Source organism: Pseudomonas sp. S2_A10 (genome assembly GCF_054668465.1).
The window spans coordinates 5677970-5695469 of record NZ_CP162773.1; the positions used below are offsets into that span (position 1 = coordinate 5677970).

The following is a 17500-nucleotide window of genomic DNA, read 5'->3' on the forward strand; positions in this document are numbered from 1 at the left end:
GCGAAAGCGTAGTGTCAGTCACCACGATCTTGGATGACCCGCCGCCTTCGCGAGCAGGCTCGCTCCCACAGGGTCTGCGCGATATTCAGCAGCCCGCATCACTCCCCATCCCAATAATCCACCCCATCCACCTGCCGCGCGACAGCGACAAAGCCCGAGGCCTTGCCCTCGGCATCCACCGTGAAATTATCCATCACCGCATACTTGTTCGAATCCGGATACTCGCAGATCTCCGGCTGCTGCTGAGTGCTGATCGCCAGATAACGCAGCTCATCCGCGCTGGTATTGATGATCTGGTGAGCCTTTTCCGGTCCTCCCGGTGGGCAGGCGATCACATCACCGGCGCGGATCGGAAAACGCTCACCTCCCAACCGCACCTCGCCCTCCCCGGCCACCACGTAGAACATCTCCTCATTGACCCGATGGCTGTGGAATGGACTGCCGCGCATGCCTGCTGGCAGCGCGTACAGACGGTAACCGAGTTTCTGCGCACCGAGTTGCTGGCCGATCCGCGCGAAACGCTGCAGATAACGACCGGCGGTGTCGCCTTCAGGGGCCAGGGCTTCGGGAAGGGCTTCGAGTTCGACCTCGTTGAGATTGAGGATGGGCGGATGCATGGGCGGCCTCGGTTAGGGTTTTTGTCGTGGGCACATCTGTGCGTGCTGGCGAGGATTATAGATAGTGATCCAGAACCGCAGCGCGGCCTTCGCGAGCAGGCTCGCTCCCACCTTCAATCGCATTCCAGCGCAATCTGTGGGAGCGAGCCTGCTCGCGAAGCGGCCAGACCCACCACCACAAAACTCATTCAGCTACGCGCAAAATCCACCGCCGCCGCAAACTGCGCCTCATTCGGCCGCACCCCGGTGTACAGGACAAACTGCTCCAGCGCCTGGATCGCTATCACTTCCAGCCCGGTGATCACTCGCTTGCCCTCGGCCCGCGCCCGCACAATCAGCGGCGTCTCCGAAGGGATCGCCACCACGTCGAATACAGTCTCAGCCGCCTTGATCACTTCAGGCTCGAACGCCAGTTGCCCCGCCTCCGGCCCGCCGTCCATGCCTACCGGGGTGACATTGATCAGCATCTGCGGGCGCTCGTCACCCAGCTCGGCCTGCCAGCGATAACCCAGCGAATCCGCCAAGGCGCGGCCGGCCCGCTCGTTACGGGCGACAATCAAACCGTTCTTGTAGCCACCATCGCGCAGGGCGCTGGCCACCGCTTTGGCCATGCCGCCGCTGCCGCGCAGGGCGAAGGTGGAATCCTTCGGCACCGCGTTGCTTTCCAGCAATTGCGCGACGGCGATGTAATCGGTGTTGTAGGCCTTGAGGTGGCCGCCAGTGTTGACGATGGTGTTGATCGACTGGATCGCCGCCGCCGACGCATCCAGCTCATCGACCAGCGCAATGCAGGCTTCCTTGAACGGCATGGACACGCCGCAGCCACGAATGCCCAGTGCCCGGATGCCACCGACCGCGCCGGTCAGGTCCTGGCTGCTGAACGCCTTGTAGTAGAAGTTCAGGCCCAGCTGTTCATACAAATGGTTGTGAAAACGCAGACCGAAATTCCCCGGCCGCCCGGACAGGGACATGCACAATTGGGTGTCTTTGTTCGGGTTCATCTGCATGAAACTTCTCCTTCAAACGCACTTTCGGATGGACGGGATTGGCCAGCCCACCGGGTTCTGAATCATCATTGCGGCTTGTCTGTGGCGCTGCGCAGCCGGGTAAAGAAGCCGCTACAGACCTTACACAAAATTTACCCAGCGGCTGTGCTGAATTTCGCAAATTTGCTGTCTTAGCTGTATCCCCGCGACAACTGTGGGCCTGATTCAGGCCGCGGCGCCGGGTCGAAGAACCGAGGACTTATCATGATTCGTAAACTTCCCATCATGGCTTTGTTGATTGGCGCACTTGCCGTCACCGGCCAGGCTGAAGCGGGTGGTGGCCATGGCTGGCAGGGCCCTGCAGTGTTTGGCGCGATCGTCGGCTCGGCCATCATCGGCTCGGCACTGATCAACCAGGATCGGCCGGTGTACGTGCAGCAGCAGCCGGTTTATGTACAGCCGCAACCGGTCTACGTGCAGCAACCGCCACCGCCGGTCTATTACCAGCCGGCGCCGGTGTATGTGCAGCAACCGGTTTACGTGCAGCCGGCCCCCGTCTATTACGGTCCGCCTCGTGGTTATTACGGTCGGCCCCACGGCTACTACGGCGGCCCGCATGGCTACTACGGCGGTCCACGCTGGTAAGCGCAACACAGAGCCCCGTTTTCAAGCGGGGCTTTTTTATGACCGCTGGTCGGCCAACGTCTGAAAAAATCTCGCCAGGGTCGCTGTGAGAACAGTTTGAGCAGCTAAAGTCGGCATGATGGAATCGACCGTAGTGATTTTTTTCATCAAACGGTCACCGCTTTGTCATGACGGAACCGCAATCTGAATCCGTCCGTAAACAACAGATCGATAACAACAAGGACGACTGTATGCCCACACAAAACCCGCACCGCATCGTCGGTCTGTGCACCTCGAACAAGGTGTACAGCGCGCTCACCGAGCTCAAGCACCTGGAAGGCCATCGCTGCGCCAAGCTGCTGTCCCTGCTCGCCGAAAACCTCGTGCACAAGGGCCTGCTCAATGAGCGCGAAGTCATGCACATGCTCGATCAAGTGGTCGAATGACGCCAGACCTCACTGGCATCAATGACCACTATCGAAAGCGTTGATTGTCCGTCGTGCCGGCAAATCCCTAAGGTAGCCCCATCAGTTTGATGGAGGTTTTCCCATGGCACAGGTTCAAATCATGTCGGTGATCGGCAGCGCAGTTCCCGCTTCGCTGCGTGCATCCGGTTTGCTCGCTTGCTGGTATCTGGTGCGCGATGGCGAGCCGATCAGCGGCCCGCTCACCTCGTTACCAGCGGCGCAGGCCTTGTCGCAACAGGTCGCCAGCAGCACGTTTCATGCTTAAGGCAGTTGCACCTTGGGCTTGGTCTCGACGAACAGCGCCCAGCTCGACAGGAACAATGCGGCAATCAGCGGCCCGATCACAAAGCCATTGAGGCCGAAGACCGCGAGGCCGCCGAGGGTCGAGACCAGAATCAGGTAATCGGGCATTTTCGTATCTTTGCCCACCAGAATCGGGCGCAGCACGTTGTCGACCAGGCCGATCACGAATACGCCGAACAAGCCCAGCACCACGCCCTGCCAGATCATGCCGCTGAGCAGGAAGTACACCGCCACCGGCGCCCAGACAATCCCCGCGCCCACCGCTGGCAACAGCGACAGAAACGCCATCAGCACCGCCCAGAGCAATGCGCTGGGAATGTCGAGAAACCAGAAAATCAGCCCGCCCAGCGCGCCCTGGGTCACGGCCACGACCACGTTGCCCTTGACCGTGGCACGCACCACGCGGTTGAACTTCAGTTGCAGGCGGCGCTTGTGGTTTTCTTCCAGCGGCACGGCAGTGCGCATCTTGCGCGCCAGCTCGGGGCCGTCACGCAGAAAGAAAAACAGCAGATACAGCATGATGAAAAAGCTCACCACGAATTCGAACGTGCCCTGGCCGAAACTGAACGCCTGAGTCGCCAGCGCCTGGCTGCCCTGCATCGCCGCTTTGACGATCTTCTCGCGCAAGCTGTCGAGTTCGCCCATGCCAAAGCGGTCGAGCAAGTGCTGAAAGTACGGCGGCAGGCTGTGCTTGAACTGCGCCAGATACGCAGCGATGTCCAGCTCGCCACTTTCGATGTTCTTGTAGACAGTCGCGCCTTCCTGCACCAGCAGGATGCTGACGATGATCACCGGCAGAATCGCGACCACCAGGCACAGGCTCAAGGTGCACAGCGACGTCACGTTACGTTGCCAGCCGAACTTCTGCTGCAACCTGCGCTGTACCGGCGCAAACAGAATGCCGAGGATGACAGCCCAGAATACCGCGCCGTAGAACGGCAGAAGAATCCAGATAAAGGCCACCGTGACCAGCACCAGCAGTACCGTCAGGGATTTGAATTGCAGACTCTTTTCGTTCATATCCGGTCCATGTCAGTCAGGCGTCACGCACGCCCGCCCCACTTAGTCAGCCGCCGAGCGCGCGAGTGCCATGTTTATTCATGGAGCATAGATCCAGATCAATGAACCCTCGCAACAGCTGCCCTACCCTGCGCGGCTTTTGCGACCGACATCCAAATGCAGACTCTCATCGCCCCCGAGCTTCTCGCCCCCGCCGGCACCCTGAAAAACATGCGCTACGCCTTCGCCTACGGCGCCGATGCGGTCTACGCTGGCCAGCCGCGCTACAGCCTGCGGGTGCGCAACAACGAGTTCGATCATGCCAACCTGGCGCTGGGCATCCGTGAGGCGCAGGCGCAGGGCAAGCGCTTCTACGTCGTGGTCAACATCGCCCCGCACAACGCCAAGCTGAAGACGTTTCTCAAGGATCTGGCGCCGGTGATCGAGATGGCCCCGGATGCGCTGATCATGTCCGACCCCGGCCTGATCATGCTGGTGCGCCGGCATTTTCCGCAGATGCCGATTCACCTGTCGGTGCAGGCCAACACGGTGAATTGGGCGAGCGTCGAGTTCTGGCAGCAACAGGGGCTGAGCCGGATCATTCTGTCGCGCGAACTGTCCCTCGAAGAAATCGGTGAAATCCGCGAGCAGGTGCCGGGCATGGAGCTGGAAGTGTTCGTGCACGGCGCGCTGTGCATGGCCTATTCCGGGCGCTGCCTGCTTTCCGGTTACATGAACAAGCGCGATGCCAATCAGGGCACCTGCACCAACGCCTGCCGCTGGAAGTACACGGCGCAAGAAGCGACGGAAAACCAGCTCGGCGAGATCGTCCAGACCTTTGAACCCGAGCCGACGCTGGGTCTCGGCGCACCGACCGATCAAGTCTTCCTGCTCCAGGAAGCCAATCGCCCCGACGAATTGATGCCGGCGTTCGAAGACGAACACGGCACCTACATCATGAACGCCAAGGATCTGCGCGCGGTGCAGCATGTCGAGCGGCTGACGCGCATGGGCGTGCACTCCTTGAAAATCGAAGGCCGGACCAAATCGCATTTCTACTGCGCACGCACCACCCAGGTATATCGCCGGGCGATCGATGATGCCGTGGCCGGGCGCGAGTTCGATCGCAGCCTGATGCTGGATCTGGAATCGCTGGCCCAGCGCGGCTACACCGAAGGTTTTCTGCGCCGACATGTGCACGACGAATATCAGAATTATCAACACGGCAGTTCGGTGTCGGAGCGTCAGCAGTTCGTTGGCGAGCTGACCGGCGAGCGCCGGGATCGCCTGGCCGAAGTGAAAGTGAAGAATCGTTTTGCCGTGGGCGATCATCTGGAACTGATGACGCCCAAGGGCAATTTCCATTTTGATCTGCATGAATTGCAGAGTGTCAGCGGCCAAGCGATCGAGGTGGCGCCGGGGGACGGGCATACGGTGTACGTGCCGATTCCGGATGCGGTGGATTTGCGCTTTGGGTTGTTGATGCGGGATTTGCGTGTTGGTTGACTGGCGATCTTGTCTGGCACTCGCAGCATGGCCGTAATTTGCTGCGAAGCCGATGCCGTCTTCGCGAGCAGGCTCGCTCCCACAGGGAGTTTGTGTCATCCACTGTGAGAGCGAGCCTGCTCGCGAAGAGGCCGGCCCACTCAATGAATAATCCAGACCTCAGCGCAAATCATCCGACAACGGCGTCGGCTCGTCCGCCGGCGGTACATTGTCGTCATCCGGCGGATCCTTCCAGTCATCCGGCCGGTCGGCATCGCTCAATGGGTCGCGGCCCGGATCCATGCCCGGCGGTGCGTCGTGATCGCTCAGGGTCGGCTCGTCAGTGCCGGATACGGGGCGGGTCTGCCCGGTGGGCGCCTTGCCACCGGGAACAAGCGAGTCATCAGCCATGCTGCACCTCACAATACTGGCCCGGATTATCCGGGGCTTATTACTTGGAAGCGCGGATGCTGAGGGCGTGCGGTAGATCAGACCAGCGGCATCAGCCTTGGGCGATAAAGCGATCGCGACTGTTGGTCAGGTGCAGCCACATCGCAGCGCGGGCGGCATCGGCGTCCTGGCGCTTGATCGCATTCAGAATCGCCTCGTGTTCCAGATTGGCCAAGTGGCCGAGCTTGCTCAGATCCGCCGCGCCGCGCTCGGCGGCATTCAGGCGATTGCGCGGGATCATCGCACTGCCCAGGTGCTGCATGATCTCGCTGAAACAAGCGTTGCCGGTGGCCTCGGCGATCAGCAGATGAAAACGCCGATCGGCTTCCACGCAGCTGTCATTGTTGGCCAGCAGCCGTTGATAGTCATCCAGCGCCTGACGCATCTGCTGCAACTGCTGCTCACTGCGCCGCTGCGCCGCCAGTGCGGCCGCTTGCGTTTCCAGGCCCATGCGCAGCTCAAGAATGCTGCGCACACCGAGCGCCGTGTCGACATTCAGGCGCAGGCCCTGCTCCGCTGCGCGCTCGATGACGAAAGTACCGATGCCATGGCGCGTCTCCACCAGCCCCGAGGCCTGCAACTTGGAAATCGCCTCGCGCACCACCGTGCGGCTGACGCCGTGCTCCTGAACGATGGAGTTCTCCGAAGGCAGCTTGTCACCGGGCGACAGTTGTCCGAGCAGGATGCTCTGGGTGAGCTTTTCCACCAGGTCATGAGCAAGGTTGTGCGTGCGTTTGCGCGCGGGCGCGTCGAGGTCTTCTTGCATGGTCGGTTCCGGTGATCGGGGCTTGCCGATCGTAGCACTGCGGGATGACGGTTGAGATGGATTTTAGCGGTCGATGGGACATCAACTTGTATGACAACACTCAATTACGTCGAATATTTTCGATAGCCAGCCATCACGCATCACCATTCATATCTCAAAAAGGCGCTGCGCTCGACTGGCGAAATTTTCAATGAATACGAGCTAGAATCCGGTTTTCGCATAAAAAAACGAACAATCAGAAGAATTTGATCGCCCTCCCCACTTGTAGGACAAAAAATTACAGTTGTATGATGTCTAGCAACAACGCAGCACCCAGTCCTACCCGCATAAAAATAATCAGTGGGAGAAACATCAGTGAAAACCTCCATCTCCGGGATGCAGGACAGCGTCGACCCGACGCTCGCCTCAGCCATCTCCAAAGTCAAACGCCACGTCCTGCCGCTCTTCGTGATCATGTTCATCGTCAATTACATTGACCGGGTGAACATCGGCTTCGTCCGCACCCACATGGAAACCGATCTGGGCATTGGTGCTGCCGCCTATGGCTTCGGCGCCGGGCTGTTCTTCATCGGCTACGCGCTGTTCGAAGTGCCGTCCAACATGCTTCTGCAAAAAGTCGGCGCGCGGATCTGGCTGACCCGCATCATGTTCACCTGGGGCATAGTCGCGGCCTGCATGGCGTTCATCCAGAACGAAACCCACTTCTATATTCTGCGTTTCCTGCTCGGTGTCGCCGAGGCCGGATTCTTTCCCGGGGTGATTTATTACTTCACCCGTTGGCTGCCCGGCGTCGAGCGCGGCAAGGCGATCGCGATTTTCCTCAGCGGCTCTGCCGTGGCCTCGCTGATCTCCGGCCCGCTGTCCGGTCTGCTCCTGCAGATCAACGGGCTGGGCATGCACGGCTGGCAATGGATGTACTTCATCGAGGGGATGTTCTCGGTGTGCCTGTGCGTGTTTGTCTGGTTCTGGCTGGACGCCAAACCCCACGACGCGAAATGGCTGAGCCGCGCCGAACAGGATGCGTTGGTCAGCGCCATCGACGACGAGCAAAAGGCCCGCGAAGCCGCGACGCCGATCCGGCCGTCGCTGGGCAAACTGCTCAAGGACCGGCAGATCATTCTGTTCTGCCTGATCTACTTCTTCATTCAGTTGACCATTTATGCGGCGACTTTCTGGCTGCCGAGCATCATCAAGAAGATGGGCGAACTCAGCGACGTGCAGGTCGGCCTGTTCAACTCGATTCCATGGTTGCTGTCGATCGTCGGCATGTACGCCTTCGCCTCGCTGTCGGCGAAGTGGAAACATCAACAAGCTTGGGTCGCCACCGCCCTGTTGATCGCAGCAGCGGGGATGTTCATGTCCACCACTGGCGGGCCGATCTTTGCCTTCGTCGCGATCTGCTTTGCGGCGCTGGGTTTCAAATCCGCCTCGTCGCTGTTCTGGCCGATTCCCCAGGCTTATCTGGATGCACGCATTGCGGCGGCAGTAATCGCGCTGATCAACTCGGTGGGCAACCTCGGCGGCTTCGTCGCACCGACCACTTTTGGCCTGCTGGAGCAACACACCGGCTCGATTCAGGGCGGCCTCTATGGTCTGGCCGCGACCTCGATCATCGCCGCAATCATCGTCTTCGCTGCGCGCACCACGCCCAAACCCGCTGCTGAAAAAGCCGTGGCCGACGCCGCGCCGAAACACGCCTGACTTCGTCTCGACAAGGAAAACAATAATGACTGTTCACGACACCGCCAAAGCTCCGATCATCACCGACATGCAAGTGATTCCGGTGGCCGGTCACGACGGCATGCTGCTCAACCTGAGCGGCGCCCACGGGCCGTTTTTCACCCGCAACATCGTCATCCTCAAGGACAACGCCGGCCATACCGGCGTCGGCGAAGTGCCCGGTGGCGAGCGCATTCGCCAGACACTGGAAGACGCGCGCAATCTGGTGGTCGGCAGCCCGATCGGCACCTACCAGAAGATCCTCAACCAAGTGCGCCAGACCTTCGCCGACCGCGATGCCGGCGGCCGTGGTCTGCAGACGTTCGACCTGCGCATCACCATTCACGCGGTCACCGGCCTGGAAGCCGCCCTCCTCGACCTGCTCGGCCAACATCTGGACGTGCCGGTGGCGGCACTGCTCGGTGAAGGTCAGCAACGCGACGAAGTGAAAATGCTCGGTTATCTGTTTTACGTTGGCGATCAGCACGAAACCGATCTCGCCTACCGCAGCGAACCGGACGCCGACAACGACTGGTTCCGCGTGCGCCACGAGAAAGCCATGACCGCCGAAGCGGTCGTGCGTCTGGCGGAGGCGGCGCATGCCAAATACGGCTTCAAGGATTTCAAACTCAAGGGCGGCGTGCTCAGCGGCGATGCCGAAATCGAAGCGGTCACGGCACTGGCCGAGCGTTTCCCCGACGCGCGGATCACCCTCGATCCGAACGGTGCATGGTCATTGAAAGAGGCGATTCGTCTATGCCGCGATCAGCATCACGTACTCGCCTACGCCGAAGACCCGTGCGGTGCGGAAAACGGTTATTCCGGTCGCGAAGTCATGGCTGAATTCCGCCGCGCCACCGGGCTGAAAACCGCGACCAACATGATCGCCACCGACTGGCGCGAAATGGGTCACGCGATTCAGTTGCAGTCAGTGGACATCCCGCTGGCCGACCCGCACTTCTGGACCATGCAGGGTTCGGTACGCGTCGCGCAGATGTGCCACGAATGGGGCCTGACCTGGGGTTCGCATTCCAACAACCACTTCGATATCTCTCTGGCGATGTTTACCCACGTCGCCGCTGCGGCACCGGGCGAGATCACGGCCATCGACACCCATTGGATCTGGCAGGACGGCCAGCGCCTGACCAAGGCACCGCTGCAAATTGTCGACGGCTGCGTGCAAGTGCCGCAGAAACCGGGACTGGGCGTGGAGCTGGATCTGGATCAAGTGGCCAAGGCCCACGAACTGTACAAAGGCATGGGCCTCGGCGCGCGGGATGACAGCGTGGCGATGCAGTTCCTGATTCCGGGGTGGAAATTCGATAACAAACGGCCGTGTCTGGTGCGGTGATCCAGCAGGCGCCGCTGATTTCAATTGTGGGAGCGAGCCTGCTCGCGAAGGCGTCAGGTCAGTCGATAGTGCTGTCGCTGATGCACCGCTTTCGCGAGCAGGCTCGCTCCCACAAGGGGGGGGGTTGTGTCAGGCAGAAACTTGCAGTAACCACGCCTTGAACGCGTTCATCGCCGCCGTTTCCGCTCGCGACTGCAACCGCGTCAGCCAGTAACTGCCGGTGGTGATCTCGATCGCGAACGGCTGGCAAATCGCATCAGCCGCCAGTTGCCGGGCGAACATCAGCGGTGGTGCCAACGCCACGCCGCCGCCCTGCAACGCCGTTTCCATCATCGCCAGTGAAGAGTCGAAGACGATGCTTTGCGGTGGCGCAGCCTGGGTCGCCAGGCCCGCCGCCTGAAACCACTGCGGCCATTCATCAGTGCGATAGGAACGCAGCAAGGTCTGCTGCAACAAGTCCGCCGGCGCCTGCAGTTGCCGGGCAATCTCCGGCACGCATAACACCGACAACGGCGCATCGAGCAAGCGTGTCGCCTCGATGCCGTGCCAGGCGCCAGCGCCGAACCGAATCGCGTAATCCAGCCCTTCCGCCGCCACATCGACCCGGTTGTTGTGGGTCGACAGGCGTAAATCGATCAGCGGATATTTCGCCCGAAAGTCCGCCAGCCTCGGCAACAGCCATCCCACGGCAAACGTGCCCACCGCGCCGACCGTCAACATGTCGCGATACTGCCCACCAGCCAGACGCTCGAGCATCTGCGCAATGTGGTCGAATGAGGTGCTGAGCACCGGCAGCAAGGTTTCGCCTTCACTGGTCAGCATCAGCCCACGGGGCAGGCGTTTGAACAGGGTCAGGTTGAGCTGCGCTTCCAGGCTTTTGACCTGATGGCTGACCGCTGCCTGCGTTACGCACAGTTCGACGGCGGCGCGGGTGAAGCTCAGGTGGCGTGCCGAAGCTTCAAACGCGCGCAGAGCGTTGAGCGGCAGTTGCGGTCGAATCATGGGTTGTCCCAAATTTTTCTAAGGGTTCGTGCGAGTTTTCATCGTTTGTCGAAGGTCGGCAAAGTGCCTAAATTAACCGCGCTGATCAGCCGCCCGATGAAAAAATCACCCGCAGTGTAGCGGGATACAACAAACGACACTCATGGAGAGTGATTCACTCATGTGTTCCTTCAACCCGAGCAAGGTCTTTTCCCACAGCGCTTTCGCACTGTTCTTCGGCAGCGTTACCTGCCATGCCGCGACGCCGACCGATGGGCAATTGCAGGCACTGGTCAGCCAAGCCGTCACCCCAGTGATGCAACAAAACAACATCCCCGGGCTGACCGTGGCGATCACGCTGAATGGCCAGGCGCATTACTTTAATTACGGAGTCGCTGCCAAAGACACCGGGCAAAAGGTCAGCGAAAACACCCTGTTCGAAGTCGGCTCGGTGAGCAAAACCTTCACCGCCACCCTCGCCGGTTACGCCCAGGCCACCGGCAAACTTGACCTGTCGAGCAAGGCCAGCCAGCTCTGGCCGGAGCTCAAGGGCAGCGCCTTCGACAACATCAGCGTGCTGCAACTGGGCACCTACAGTGCTGGCGGTCTGCCGTTGCAATTTCCTGCCGAGGCGGATTCTTCCGACAAGATGCTCGGCTATTACCAGCAGTGGAAACCGCAATTTCCCGTCGGCAGCCATCGCCTGTATTCCAACCCGAGCCTGGGCCTGTTCGGCTACCTGACGGCGAAAAGCCTCGGTCAGCCGTTCGAGCAGGCAATGACCCAATCCCTGCTGCCGAAACTCGGTTTGCAGCACACCTTCCTCAGCGTGCCGCCAGCGCAGTCGAAGCTTTACGCCCAAGGCTACGACAGCGCCGACCAACCCGTGCGCGTCAGCCCCGGCGCCCTTGACGCCGAGGCCTACGGCATCAAAACCAGCGCCGCCGACCTGCTGCGTTACGTCCAGGCACAACTGAAACCGGCCAGCCTTGCGCCTGATCTGCACCAAGCCATCGCCAACACCCACGTCGGTTATTACCGCGTCGGCGACATCACCCAAGGCCTGGGCTGGGAACGCTACGCCTACCCGATCAGCCTGGAAAAACTGCAAAACGGCAACTCGACCCCCATGGCCATGGAACCTCACAAAGTCGAGTGGCTGACCCCACCGCAAGCTGAACCGGCCAATGTGCTGTTCAACAAAAGCGGATCTACGCGGGGCTTTGGCGCGTATGTGGCGTTCGTGCCGTCGCGGGACATGGGCATTGTGATTCTTGCCAACAAGAATTACCCGAATGCCGAACGGGTGAAGATTGCGCACACGGTTTTCGCGGCGTTGGCGGATTAAGAGCAGAAGATCGCAGCCCGAGCCTTCTGCGGCTCCTACAGGATCAAGTTTTCACTCGGTTAACGTTGGAGGTGTCGCAGGCTGCAACAACTTTCGATCAGAAGATGACTTGTGGGAGCGAGCCTGCTCGCGAATGCGCTCGATCAGTCACCTTTCAGCGCCTGAAAAACCGCTATCGCGAGCAGGCTCGCTCCCACATTTGAACTGTGCACTTCACAAAAAAATGTGGGAGCTGGTCTACCAGCTCCCACAGGGATTTTGCTTCACTCACGCAACGCGCAATCAATCATCCGGCATCTGCGGCGGTTTGCTCGGTTTCGCCGGTTTGCTGCCCTTAGCGCCTTTGGCCGGTTCCGGCTCGGTGGCGGCAGGCGTTTGTGCGGCGGCGGCCGCAGCGGCGGCTTCTTTTTCGGCCATGGGCATGGCGTCGATGGTTTCGAAGATTTTCGCCAGGCTCAATGCCTTGGCTTCATCACCCGAGGCGGAGAGCTTGGTTTCGCCGTCCTTGCCAACCAGGAACACTTTTGGATAAGCCCCCGCGCCGAGCTTCAGCGAACGCAGCAGGGCCATGGTGTCCTGCTGGCCCATGTCCTTGCCGTCGAGCTGGCCGGACATGCTGAGGATGGTGTAGACCTTGATGTTGCGGTCGGTGACGCCCTTTTTGTTGGCCGGGTCTTCCAGTGACTTTTTCAGGCTCAGCCAGACCGGGTCGACGGTGCTTTGCGCAATCACGATCAGCGGGCGGGCGCGGCCCACGTCCCCGGCCAGGGGTGAATCGCTGTCAGCGGCGAACAGGGGGCCGGCGATTGCCAGCAAGAGGGTCAGGGTCAGGGACCTGATGAGCATGCGCATCTCCTTTTGATATCCACGCACTACTGATTGCGCATCGTGGCGATTGTTCCGGCGGCGTCTGGCAAAAAGGCATTGCCCTGTCAGAAGCTTAGGTCAGGGAGAACTTTGCGCAACATGACGTAAGCGATCATCGGCACCTCCCTACGGCCGCTGCACAGGAAGTGTTTTTTCCAGGCTGAATCAGAACGCCAACTTGTAACCAATCAACACCAGCATCGTCGCCAGGCACGGGCGCAGGACTTCGTCGGAGATGCGACCGGTCAGGTGGCTGCCGAGCCAGATGCCTGGCAGCGAGCCCATCAGCAGGAAGCCCAGCACGCCCCAATCCATGTTGCCCATGCTTGCGTGGCCGAGGCCGGCGACGAGGGTCAGGGGTACGGCGTGGGCGATTTCGGTGCCGACCAGGCGCCGGGTTGGCAGTAGCGGGTAGAGGATGAACAAGGCGACGGTGCCGAGTGCGCCGGCGCCGATCGAGGTCAGGGCGACCATGGTGCCAAGGATCAGACCGGTGATCACCGTCATCACGTTAAGCCGCGAACCGCTCGGGTTGTAGTTGCCGCCGGCGCGTTTGTGGGCAAATTCGAGCAAGCGTTTCTTGAAGAAAATCGCCAGGGCGGTGGCGAAGAGGACGAAGCCGAGCGCCTGTTTGATAATGGCGTTCATCGCGTCCGGCGCGGTGTGCAGGGTGCTGAGGAACCACAGGGTCATGGCCACGGCTGGCACGCTGCCGAGGGTCAGCCAGCCGGTGATGGCCCAGTCGATGTTCTTGTTTTTCTTGTGAACGAGGACGCCGCTGGATTTGGTGATCGCGGCGTACAACAGGTCCGTACCCACCGCCGTCGCCGGGTTGATGCCGAACCACAGCAGGATCGGCGTCATCAACGAACCGCCGCCGACACCGGTCATGCCGACGATAAACCCCACCACCAGCCCGGCAATCACCAGGCCGAAATTTGCCAATTCCATTCAAACGTCCAGAAAACGACAGGAAAATCTGGCCCGCAGCATAGCGATTTTTCTTATAACCACATATATCGATGCGGTCTATGGTTATGCCATATCGAATTTGCTGCAGTTCCCTGTGGGAGCGAGCCTGCTCGCGAAGGGGGTGTCAGCCGACCGATGAGTTGAATGATGCAACGCTTTCGCGAGCAGGCTCGCTCCCACAGTGGATCTTTGCGCTACAGAAAACCTGCCGTGCTCACTGCACCGGCAGGAAATTCAGAAACAGCAGGCTCTGCGCGTAATTCAGTCCGATCCTGCGATAGCGCTCATCGAGCATCTGCGTGAGCAGGTCGAGGCGCGCGACGATTTTGCTGAATTCGGTGGCGAAGCTGAGGTTGCTGCCCTCCTCCGAGATTTCGTTGGAGAACAGCAACGGCTGGCCTTCCTTGTTTTGTCGTTGCGACAGAATCCACATGGCTTTTTCGATGTTACGCGCGGCGTTGTGCACGAAAGTCGGGTTGATCGCGTCGGTCATGTAGAACTCGGTGCGATTGCCGTGAGCGGTAACCAGCATGCTGCCGATCGCATAGATGAAGGCGCCGACGCGGTCGCCGAGGAATTCCGGACTCATCGCATAGCTCAGCGCCGCCAGGTCCTTGCGCCCGCCCAGCACGGGCAACGGCTGCTGTTGCTCGACAGCGAGACGCACCTGTTTCACGGCGGCGTTGACGGTGAGGAAACCGGATTTGCGCAGTTCTTCCGGGTTGCGCAGGTAGAGCTTGCCCATCAATCGATAGAGGCTGTCGAGGTTGTCGCGCATCGCCAGGGTGGCCATGCGGTCGACGCTGGTCTGCAGAAATTCCTGCGGCTGCCCTTCACGTATCTGATTGAAAAATCCATTGCCGTTCTGGTGACTGCAGCCGCTGAGCAACAGCGACAACAGACAGGCCAGCAGCAGGCACGGGCGGCGGTGAGCGGCGGTGATCAGGGCAAAAACACTCGGCATGAAATCTCGGACAGGCACATTCCTGTGCGGCGGGAGTCACCGCATCCTGGCCATGCATAGAGCCGCCGATTGCGAAAAAGTGCAGTGCTCCGGCGGTGAAGCCGACCTTCGGCGCTTTTCGCCATGTCAATTAGTCGGACTTTATATTTGCCAAAAACGGTAAATCCGCTATAAATCTTCTCTCTCGACTCAAATAGCATGACTAGTGACATGTAGGAGCTGCCGAAGGCTGCGATCTTTTGATCTTGCTTCTAAAAATCAAGATCAAGATGAAGATCAAAAGATCGCAGCCTTCGGCAGCTCCTACGGTCAATACGAAAACAACAACAAAAAGGAAGGTCAACCATGCTTCAATCCCGTCACCTGCTCTCCGGCCTCGGACTGTCCCTGATGATCGCTACCCTTTCCGCCAACGCGGCGGGCCTGACCGCCGAACACAAAGCCTTCGGCAAAACCAATGACGGCACGCCCGTCGAACAGTACATCCTGCGCAACAGCCACGGCATGCAGGCCACCGTCATAACCTACGGCGCAACCCTGCAAGCGCTGAAAGTCGCCGACAAGCACGGCAAGTTCGACGACGTCGTGTTGGGTTTTGACGATGTGCAGGGCTATCAGAAAGGCACCGCGTACTTCGGCGCGACCATCGGCCGCTTCGGCAATCGCCTGGCCGAAGGTGCTTTCGAACTCGACGGCAAGCGTTATCAAGTGCCGCAGAACGACAAATCCAACGCCCTGCACGGCGGCCCTGAAGGTTTCGACAAGAAAGTCTGGAAGGCCAAAGAAACCAAGGACAAGGATTCGGTTGGCGTAACCCTGACCTACCTCTCGGCCGACGGCGAGATGGGCTTCCCAGGCAATCTGACCACCGAAGTCACCTATCGCCTGACCGACAACAACGAGCTGCGCATCGACTACAAGGCCAGCACCGACAAGCCGACCGTGCTCAACCTGACCAACCATAGCTACTTCAACCTGGCCGGCGCCGGTAATGGCGATATTCTCAAGCAAGTCGCCATGATCAACTCCAGCCATTACACGCCGGTCACCGCCAAACTGATCCCGACCGGGGAGCTGGCGGCTGTCGCCGGCACGCCGATGGACTTCAGCAAACCGACGGCAATCGGCACGCACATCAAGGCTGATCATCCGCAGCTGAAATTCGCCGAGCCGAAACAGGGCGGCTTCGATTTCAACTGGGCGCTGGACAGCAAGGGCGATGTCAGCAAGCTCGCCACCGAAGTCAGCGACCCGCAATCCGGAAGGGTCCTGCAACTGTTCACCAGCGAGCCGGGCGTGCAGTTCTACACCAGCAACTTCCTCGACGGCACGGTCAAGGGCAAGGGCGGCAAGGTCTATCCACACTGGGGCGCGTTCACCCTCGAGACCCAGCACTACCCGGATTCGCCGAACCAGCCGGACTTCCCGAGCACGCGGCTTGATCCGGGGCAGACTTACGCCCACAGCGTGATCCTGAAGTTCTCCACCAAGTAACCTGCCATGCTCCCCCTGTGGCGAGGGGATTCATCCCCGTTGGGATGCGAAGCAGCCCTGATCCTGCAACACGCGCTGTATCAGACAGCGTTCTATTGCAGGTTTTTGGGGCTGCTTCGCAGCCCAGCGGGGATAAATCCCCTCGCCACAAAATCCCCTCGCCACGATTGACCGGTTTCATCCTTGACTCCTCCTTCCTTCCGGGAACCCTTGCTCTATCCTGCTGCCCACTAAAGATATCGACTCTTTAAGGCAGGAGGTTTGAATGCGTACTCTTGAATTGGCCGGCGTACAGGTTCCCGTGATTGGTCAGGGCACTTGGCGCATGGGCGAGGATCGTTCGGCGCACAGCCGTGAAGTGGCGGCGCTGCGCACGGGCATCGAGCTCGGCATGACCCTGATCGACACCGCCGAAATGTACGCCGAGGGCGGTGCCGAAACGGTGGTCGGCGAAGCCATCGCCGGTCTGCGCGATCAAGTCTTTCTGGTCAGCAAGGTCTACCCGCACAACGCCAGCCGCGAGGGCATCCCGCAAGCCTGCGAGCGCAGTTTGCGTCGGCTCGGTACCGACTACATCGATCTGTATCTGCTGCACTGGCGCGGTCAGTATCCGCTGGAGGAAACCGTCGAAGCCTTCGAACGCCTGCGCGAGGACGGCAAGATCGGCCGTTGGGGCGTGTCGAATTTCGATGTCGACGACCTCGAAGAACTCTCCAGCTCGGCCTGCGCCACCAATCAGGTGCTGTAAAACCTTGAGGAGCGCGGCATCGAATTCGATCTGCTCCCGTGGTGCCAGCATCAGCGCCTGCCGTTGATGGCTTACTGCCCGATCGGCCAGGGCGGCGCGATGCTCGCCGAGCCGGTTCTGCAAGACATTGCCAGCCGTCACAACGCCACTCCAGCGCAGGTTTCGCTGGCGTGGCTCCTGCGTCAGGACGGCGTGATTGCGATTCCCAAGGCTGTGCGCCCGGAGCATGTGCAACTCAATGCCGAGGCGGCGCAGTTGCAACTGGACGCCGGGGATCTGGCGGCGCTGGACAAGGTGTTTCCGGCGCCACAACGCAAGCAGCGACTGGCCATGGTCTGAGCTGCCGACTGTGAGGGCTT

Annotated in this window: 17 protein-coding genes and 1 pseudogene; 9 read left to right on the forward strand and 9 right to left on the reverse strand. The window is 60.3% G+C overall.

Annotation, left to right across the window (positions count from 1 at the left end):
* Positions 1-98: 98 nt before the first annotated feature.
* Positions 99-617 (reverse strand): cupin domain-containing protein, encoded by a 519-nt coding sequence (locus AB4N41_RS25435; RefSeq protein WP_252876595.1) that lies wholly within the window; start codon positions 615-617, stop codon positions 99-101.
* Positions 618-805: 188 nt separating this feature from the next.
* A complete protein-coding gene (locus AB4N41_RS25440; RefSeq protein WP_252876596.1) occupies positions 806-1624 on the reverse strand; it encodes a shikimate 5-dehydrogenase in 819 nt (272 codons plus the stop codon).
* A gap of 243 nt (positions 1625-1867) precedes the next feature.
* Between AB4N41_RS25440 and AB4N41_RS25445 the strand changes: the two genes are divergently transcribed.
* The 3 genes from AB4N41_RS25445 (at position 1868) to AB4N41_RS25455 (ending at position 2959) form a co-directional block, all read left to right on the forward strand.
* Entirely contained in the window at positions 1868-2248 is a 381-nt protein-coding gene (locus tag AB4N41_RS25445; RefSeq protein ID WP_024013471.1) for a hypothetical protein, read from the forward strand.
* A 230-nt stretch (positions 2249-2478) separates the two neighbouring features.
* Positions 2479-2673 (forward strand): hypothetical protein, encoded by a 195-nt coding sequence (locus tag AB4N41_RS25450; protein WP_056789862.1) that lies wholly within the window; start codon positions 2479-2481, stop codon positions 2671-2673.
* A 103-nt stretch (positions 2674-2776) separates the two neighbouring features.
* Entirely contained in the window at positions 2777-2959 is a 183-nt protein-coding gene (locus AB4N41_RS25455; protein WP_041477171.1) for a hypothetical protein, read from the forward strand.
* On the opposite strand, the gene AB4N41_RS25460 is transcribed toward AB4N41_RS25455, so the two are convergent.
* Entirely contained in the window at positions 2956-4017 is a 1062-nt protein-coding gene (locus tag AB4N41_RS25460; RefSeq protein WP_041477173.1) for an AI-2E family transporter, read from the reverse strand. The two genes, AB4N41_RS25455 and AB4N41_RS25460, sit on opposite strands and share 4 nt — an antisense overlap.
* Positions 4018-4173: 156 nt before the next feature.
* On the opposite strand from AB4N41_RS25460, the gene trhP reads away from it, so the two are divergent.
* A complete protein-coding gene (gene trhP / locus AB4N41_RS25465) occupies positions 4174-5502 on the forward strand; it encodes a prephenate-dependent tRNA uridine(34) hydroxylase TrhP (protein WP_252867898.1) in 1329 nt (442 codons plus the stop codon).
* Between the two features lie 159 nt (positions 5503-5661).
* Here trhP and AB4N41_RS25470 read toward each other — a convergent pair whose 3' ends face one another.
* Together AB4N41_RS25470 and AB4N41_RS25475 are read right to left on the reverse strand one after the other, a co-directional pair.
* The gene (locus tag AB4N41_RS25470; RefSeq protein WP_252876597.1) at positions 5662-5892 is read right to left on the reverse strand and encodes a hypothetical protein; all 231 of its coding nucleotides are present in this window, start codon (positions 5890-5892) and stop codon (positions 5662-5664) included.
* 91 nt (positions 5893-5983) lie between these two features.
* Positions 5984-6697, reverse strand: a complete 714-nt coding sequence (locus tag AB4N41_RS25475) for a FadR/GntR family transcriptional regulator (protein ID WP_041477180.1) — start codon at positions 6695-6697, stop codon at positions 5984-5986.
* 354 nt (positions 6698-7051) lie between these two features.
* Between AB4N41_RS25475 and AB4N41_RS25480 the strand changes: the two genes are divergently transcribed.
* Both AB4N41_RS25480 and gudD read left to right on the forward strand, forming a co-directional pair.
* The gene (locus tag AB4N41_RS25480; protein WP_024013478.1) at positions 7052-8398 is read left to right on the forward strand and encodes an MFS transporter; all 1347 of its coding nucleotides are present in this window, start codon (positions 7052-7054) and stop codon (positions 8396-8398) included.
* A 25-nt stretch (positions 8399-8423) separates the two neighbouring features.
* A complete protein-coding gene (gene gudD, locus AB4N41_RS25485) occupies positions 8424-9767 on the forward strand; it encodes a glucarate dehydratase (protein WP_252876598.1) in 1344 nt (447 codons plus the stop codon).
* A gap of 129 nt (positions 9768-9896) precedes the next feature.
* On the opposite strand, the gene AB4N41_RS25490 is transcribed toward gudD, so the two are convergent.
* Entirely contained in the window at positions 9897-10769 is an 873-nt protein-coding gene (locus AB4N41_RS25490) for a LysR family transcriptional regulator (protein ID WP_252876599.1), read from the reverse strand.
* A gap of 160 nt (positions 10770-10929) precedes the next feature.
* On the opposite strand from AB4N41_RS25490, the gene ampC reads away from it, so the two are divergent.
* Complete coding sequence (gene ampC / locus AB4N41_RS25495) at positions 10930-12096, forward strand: class C beta-lactamase (RefSeq protein ID WP_460138188.1); 1167 nt, start codon at positions 10930-10932, stop codon at positions 12094-12096.
* Positions 12097-12378: 282 nt separating this feature from the next.
* Here ampC and AB4N41_RS25500 read toward each other — a convergent pair whose 3' ends face one another.
* The 3 genes from AB4N41_RS25500 to AB4N41_RS25510 form a co-directional block, all read right to left on the reverse strand.
* Complete coding sequence (locus AB4N41_RS25500; RefSeq protein ID WP_016775365.1) at positions 12379-12942, reverse strand: DUF4174 domain-containing protein; 564 nt, start codon at positions 12940-12942, stop codon at positions 12379-12381.
* A 186-nt stretch (positions 12943-13128) separates the two neighbouring features.
* Positions 13129-13914, reverse strand: coding sequence for a sulfite exporter TauE/SafE family protein (locus AB4N41_RS25505; protein ID WP_041477188.1), 786 nt, complete (start codon positions 13912-13914; stop codon positions 13129-13131).
* A 235-nt stretch (positions 13915-14149) separates the two neighbouring features.
* Positions 14150-14899, reverse strand: a complete 750-nt coding sequence (locus AB4N41_RS25510) for a hypothetical protein (RefSeq protein ID WP_016775367.1) — start codon at positions 14897-14899, stop codon at positions 14150-14152.
* 345 nt (positions 14900-15244) lie between these two features.
* Here AB4N41_RS25510 and AB4N41_RS25515 point away from each other — a divergent pair, with 345 nt between their 5' ends.
* Both AB4N41_RS25515 and AB4N41_RS25520 read left to right on the forward strand, forming a co-directional pair.
* The gene (locus AB4N41_RS25515) at positions 15245-16393 is read left to right on the forward strand and encodes an aldose epimerase family protein (protein WP_252876601.1); all 1149 of its coding nucleotides are present in this window, start codon (positions 15245-15247) and stop codon (positions 16391-16393) included.
* 265 nt (positions 16394-16658) lie between these two features.
* Positions 16659-17480 (forward strand): annotated as a pseudogene (locus AB4N41_RS25520) (aldo/keto reductase).
* The last annotated feature ends 20 nt before the right edge of the window (positions 17481-17500 follow it).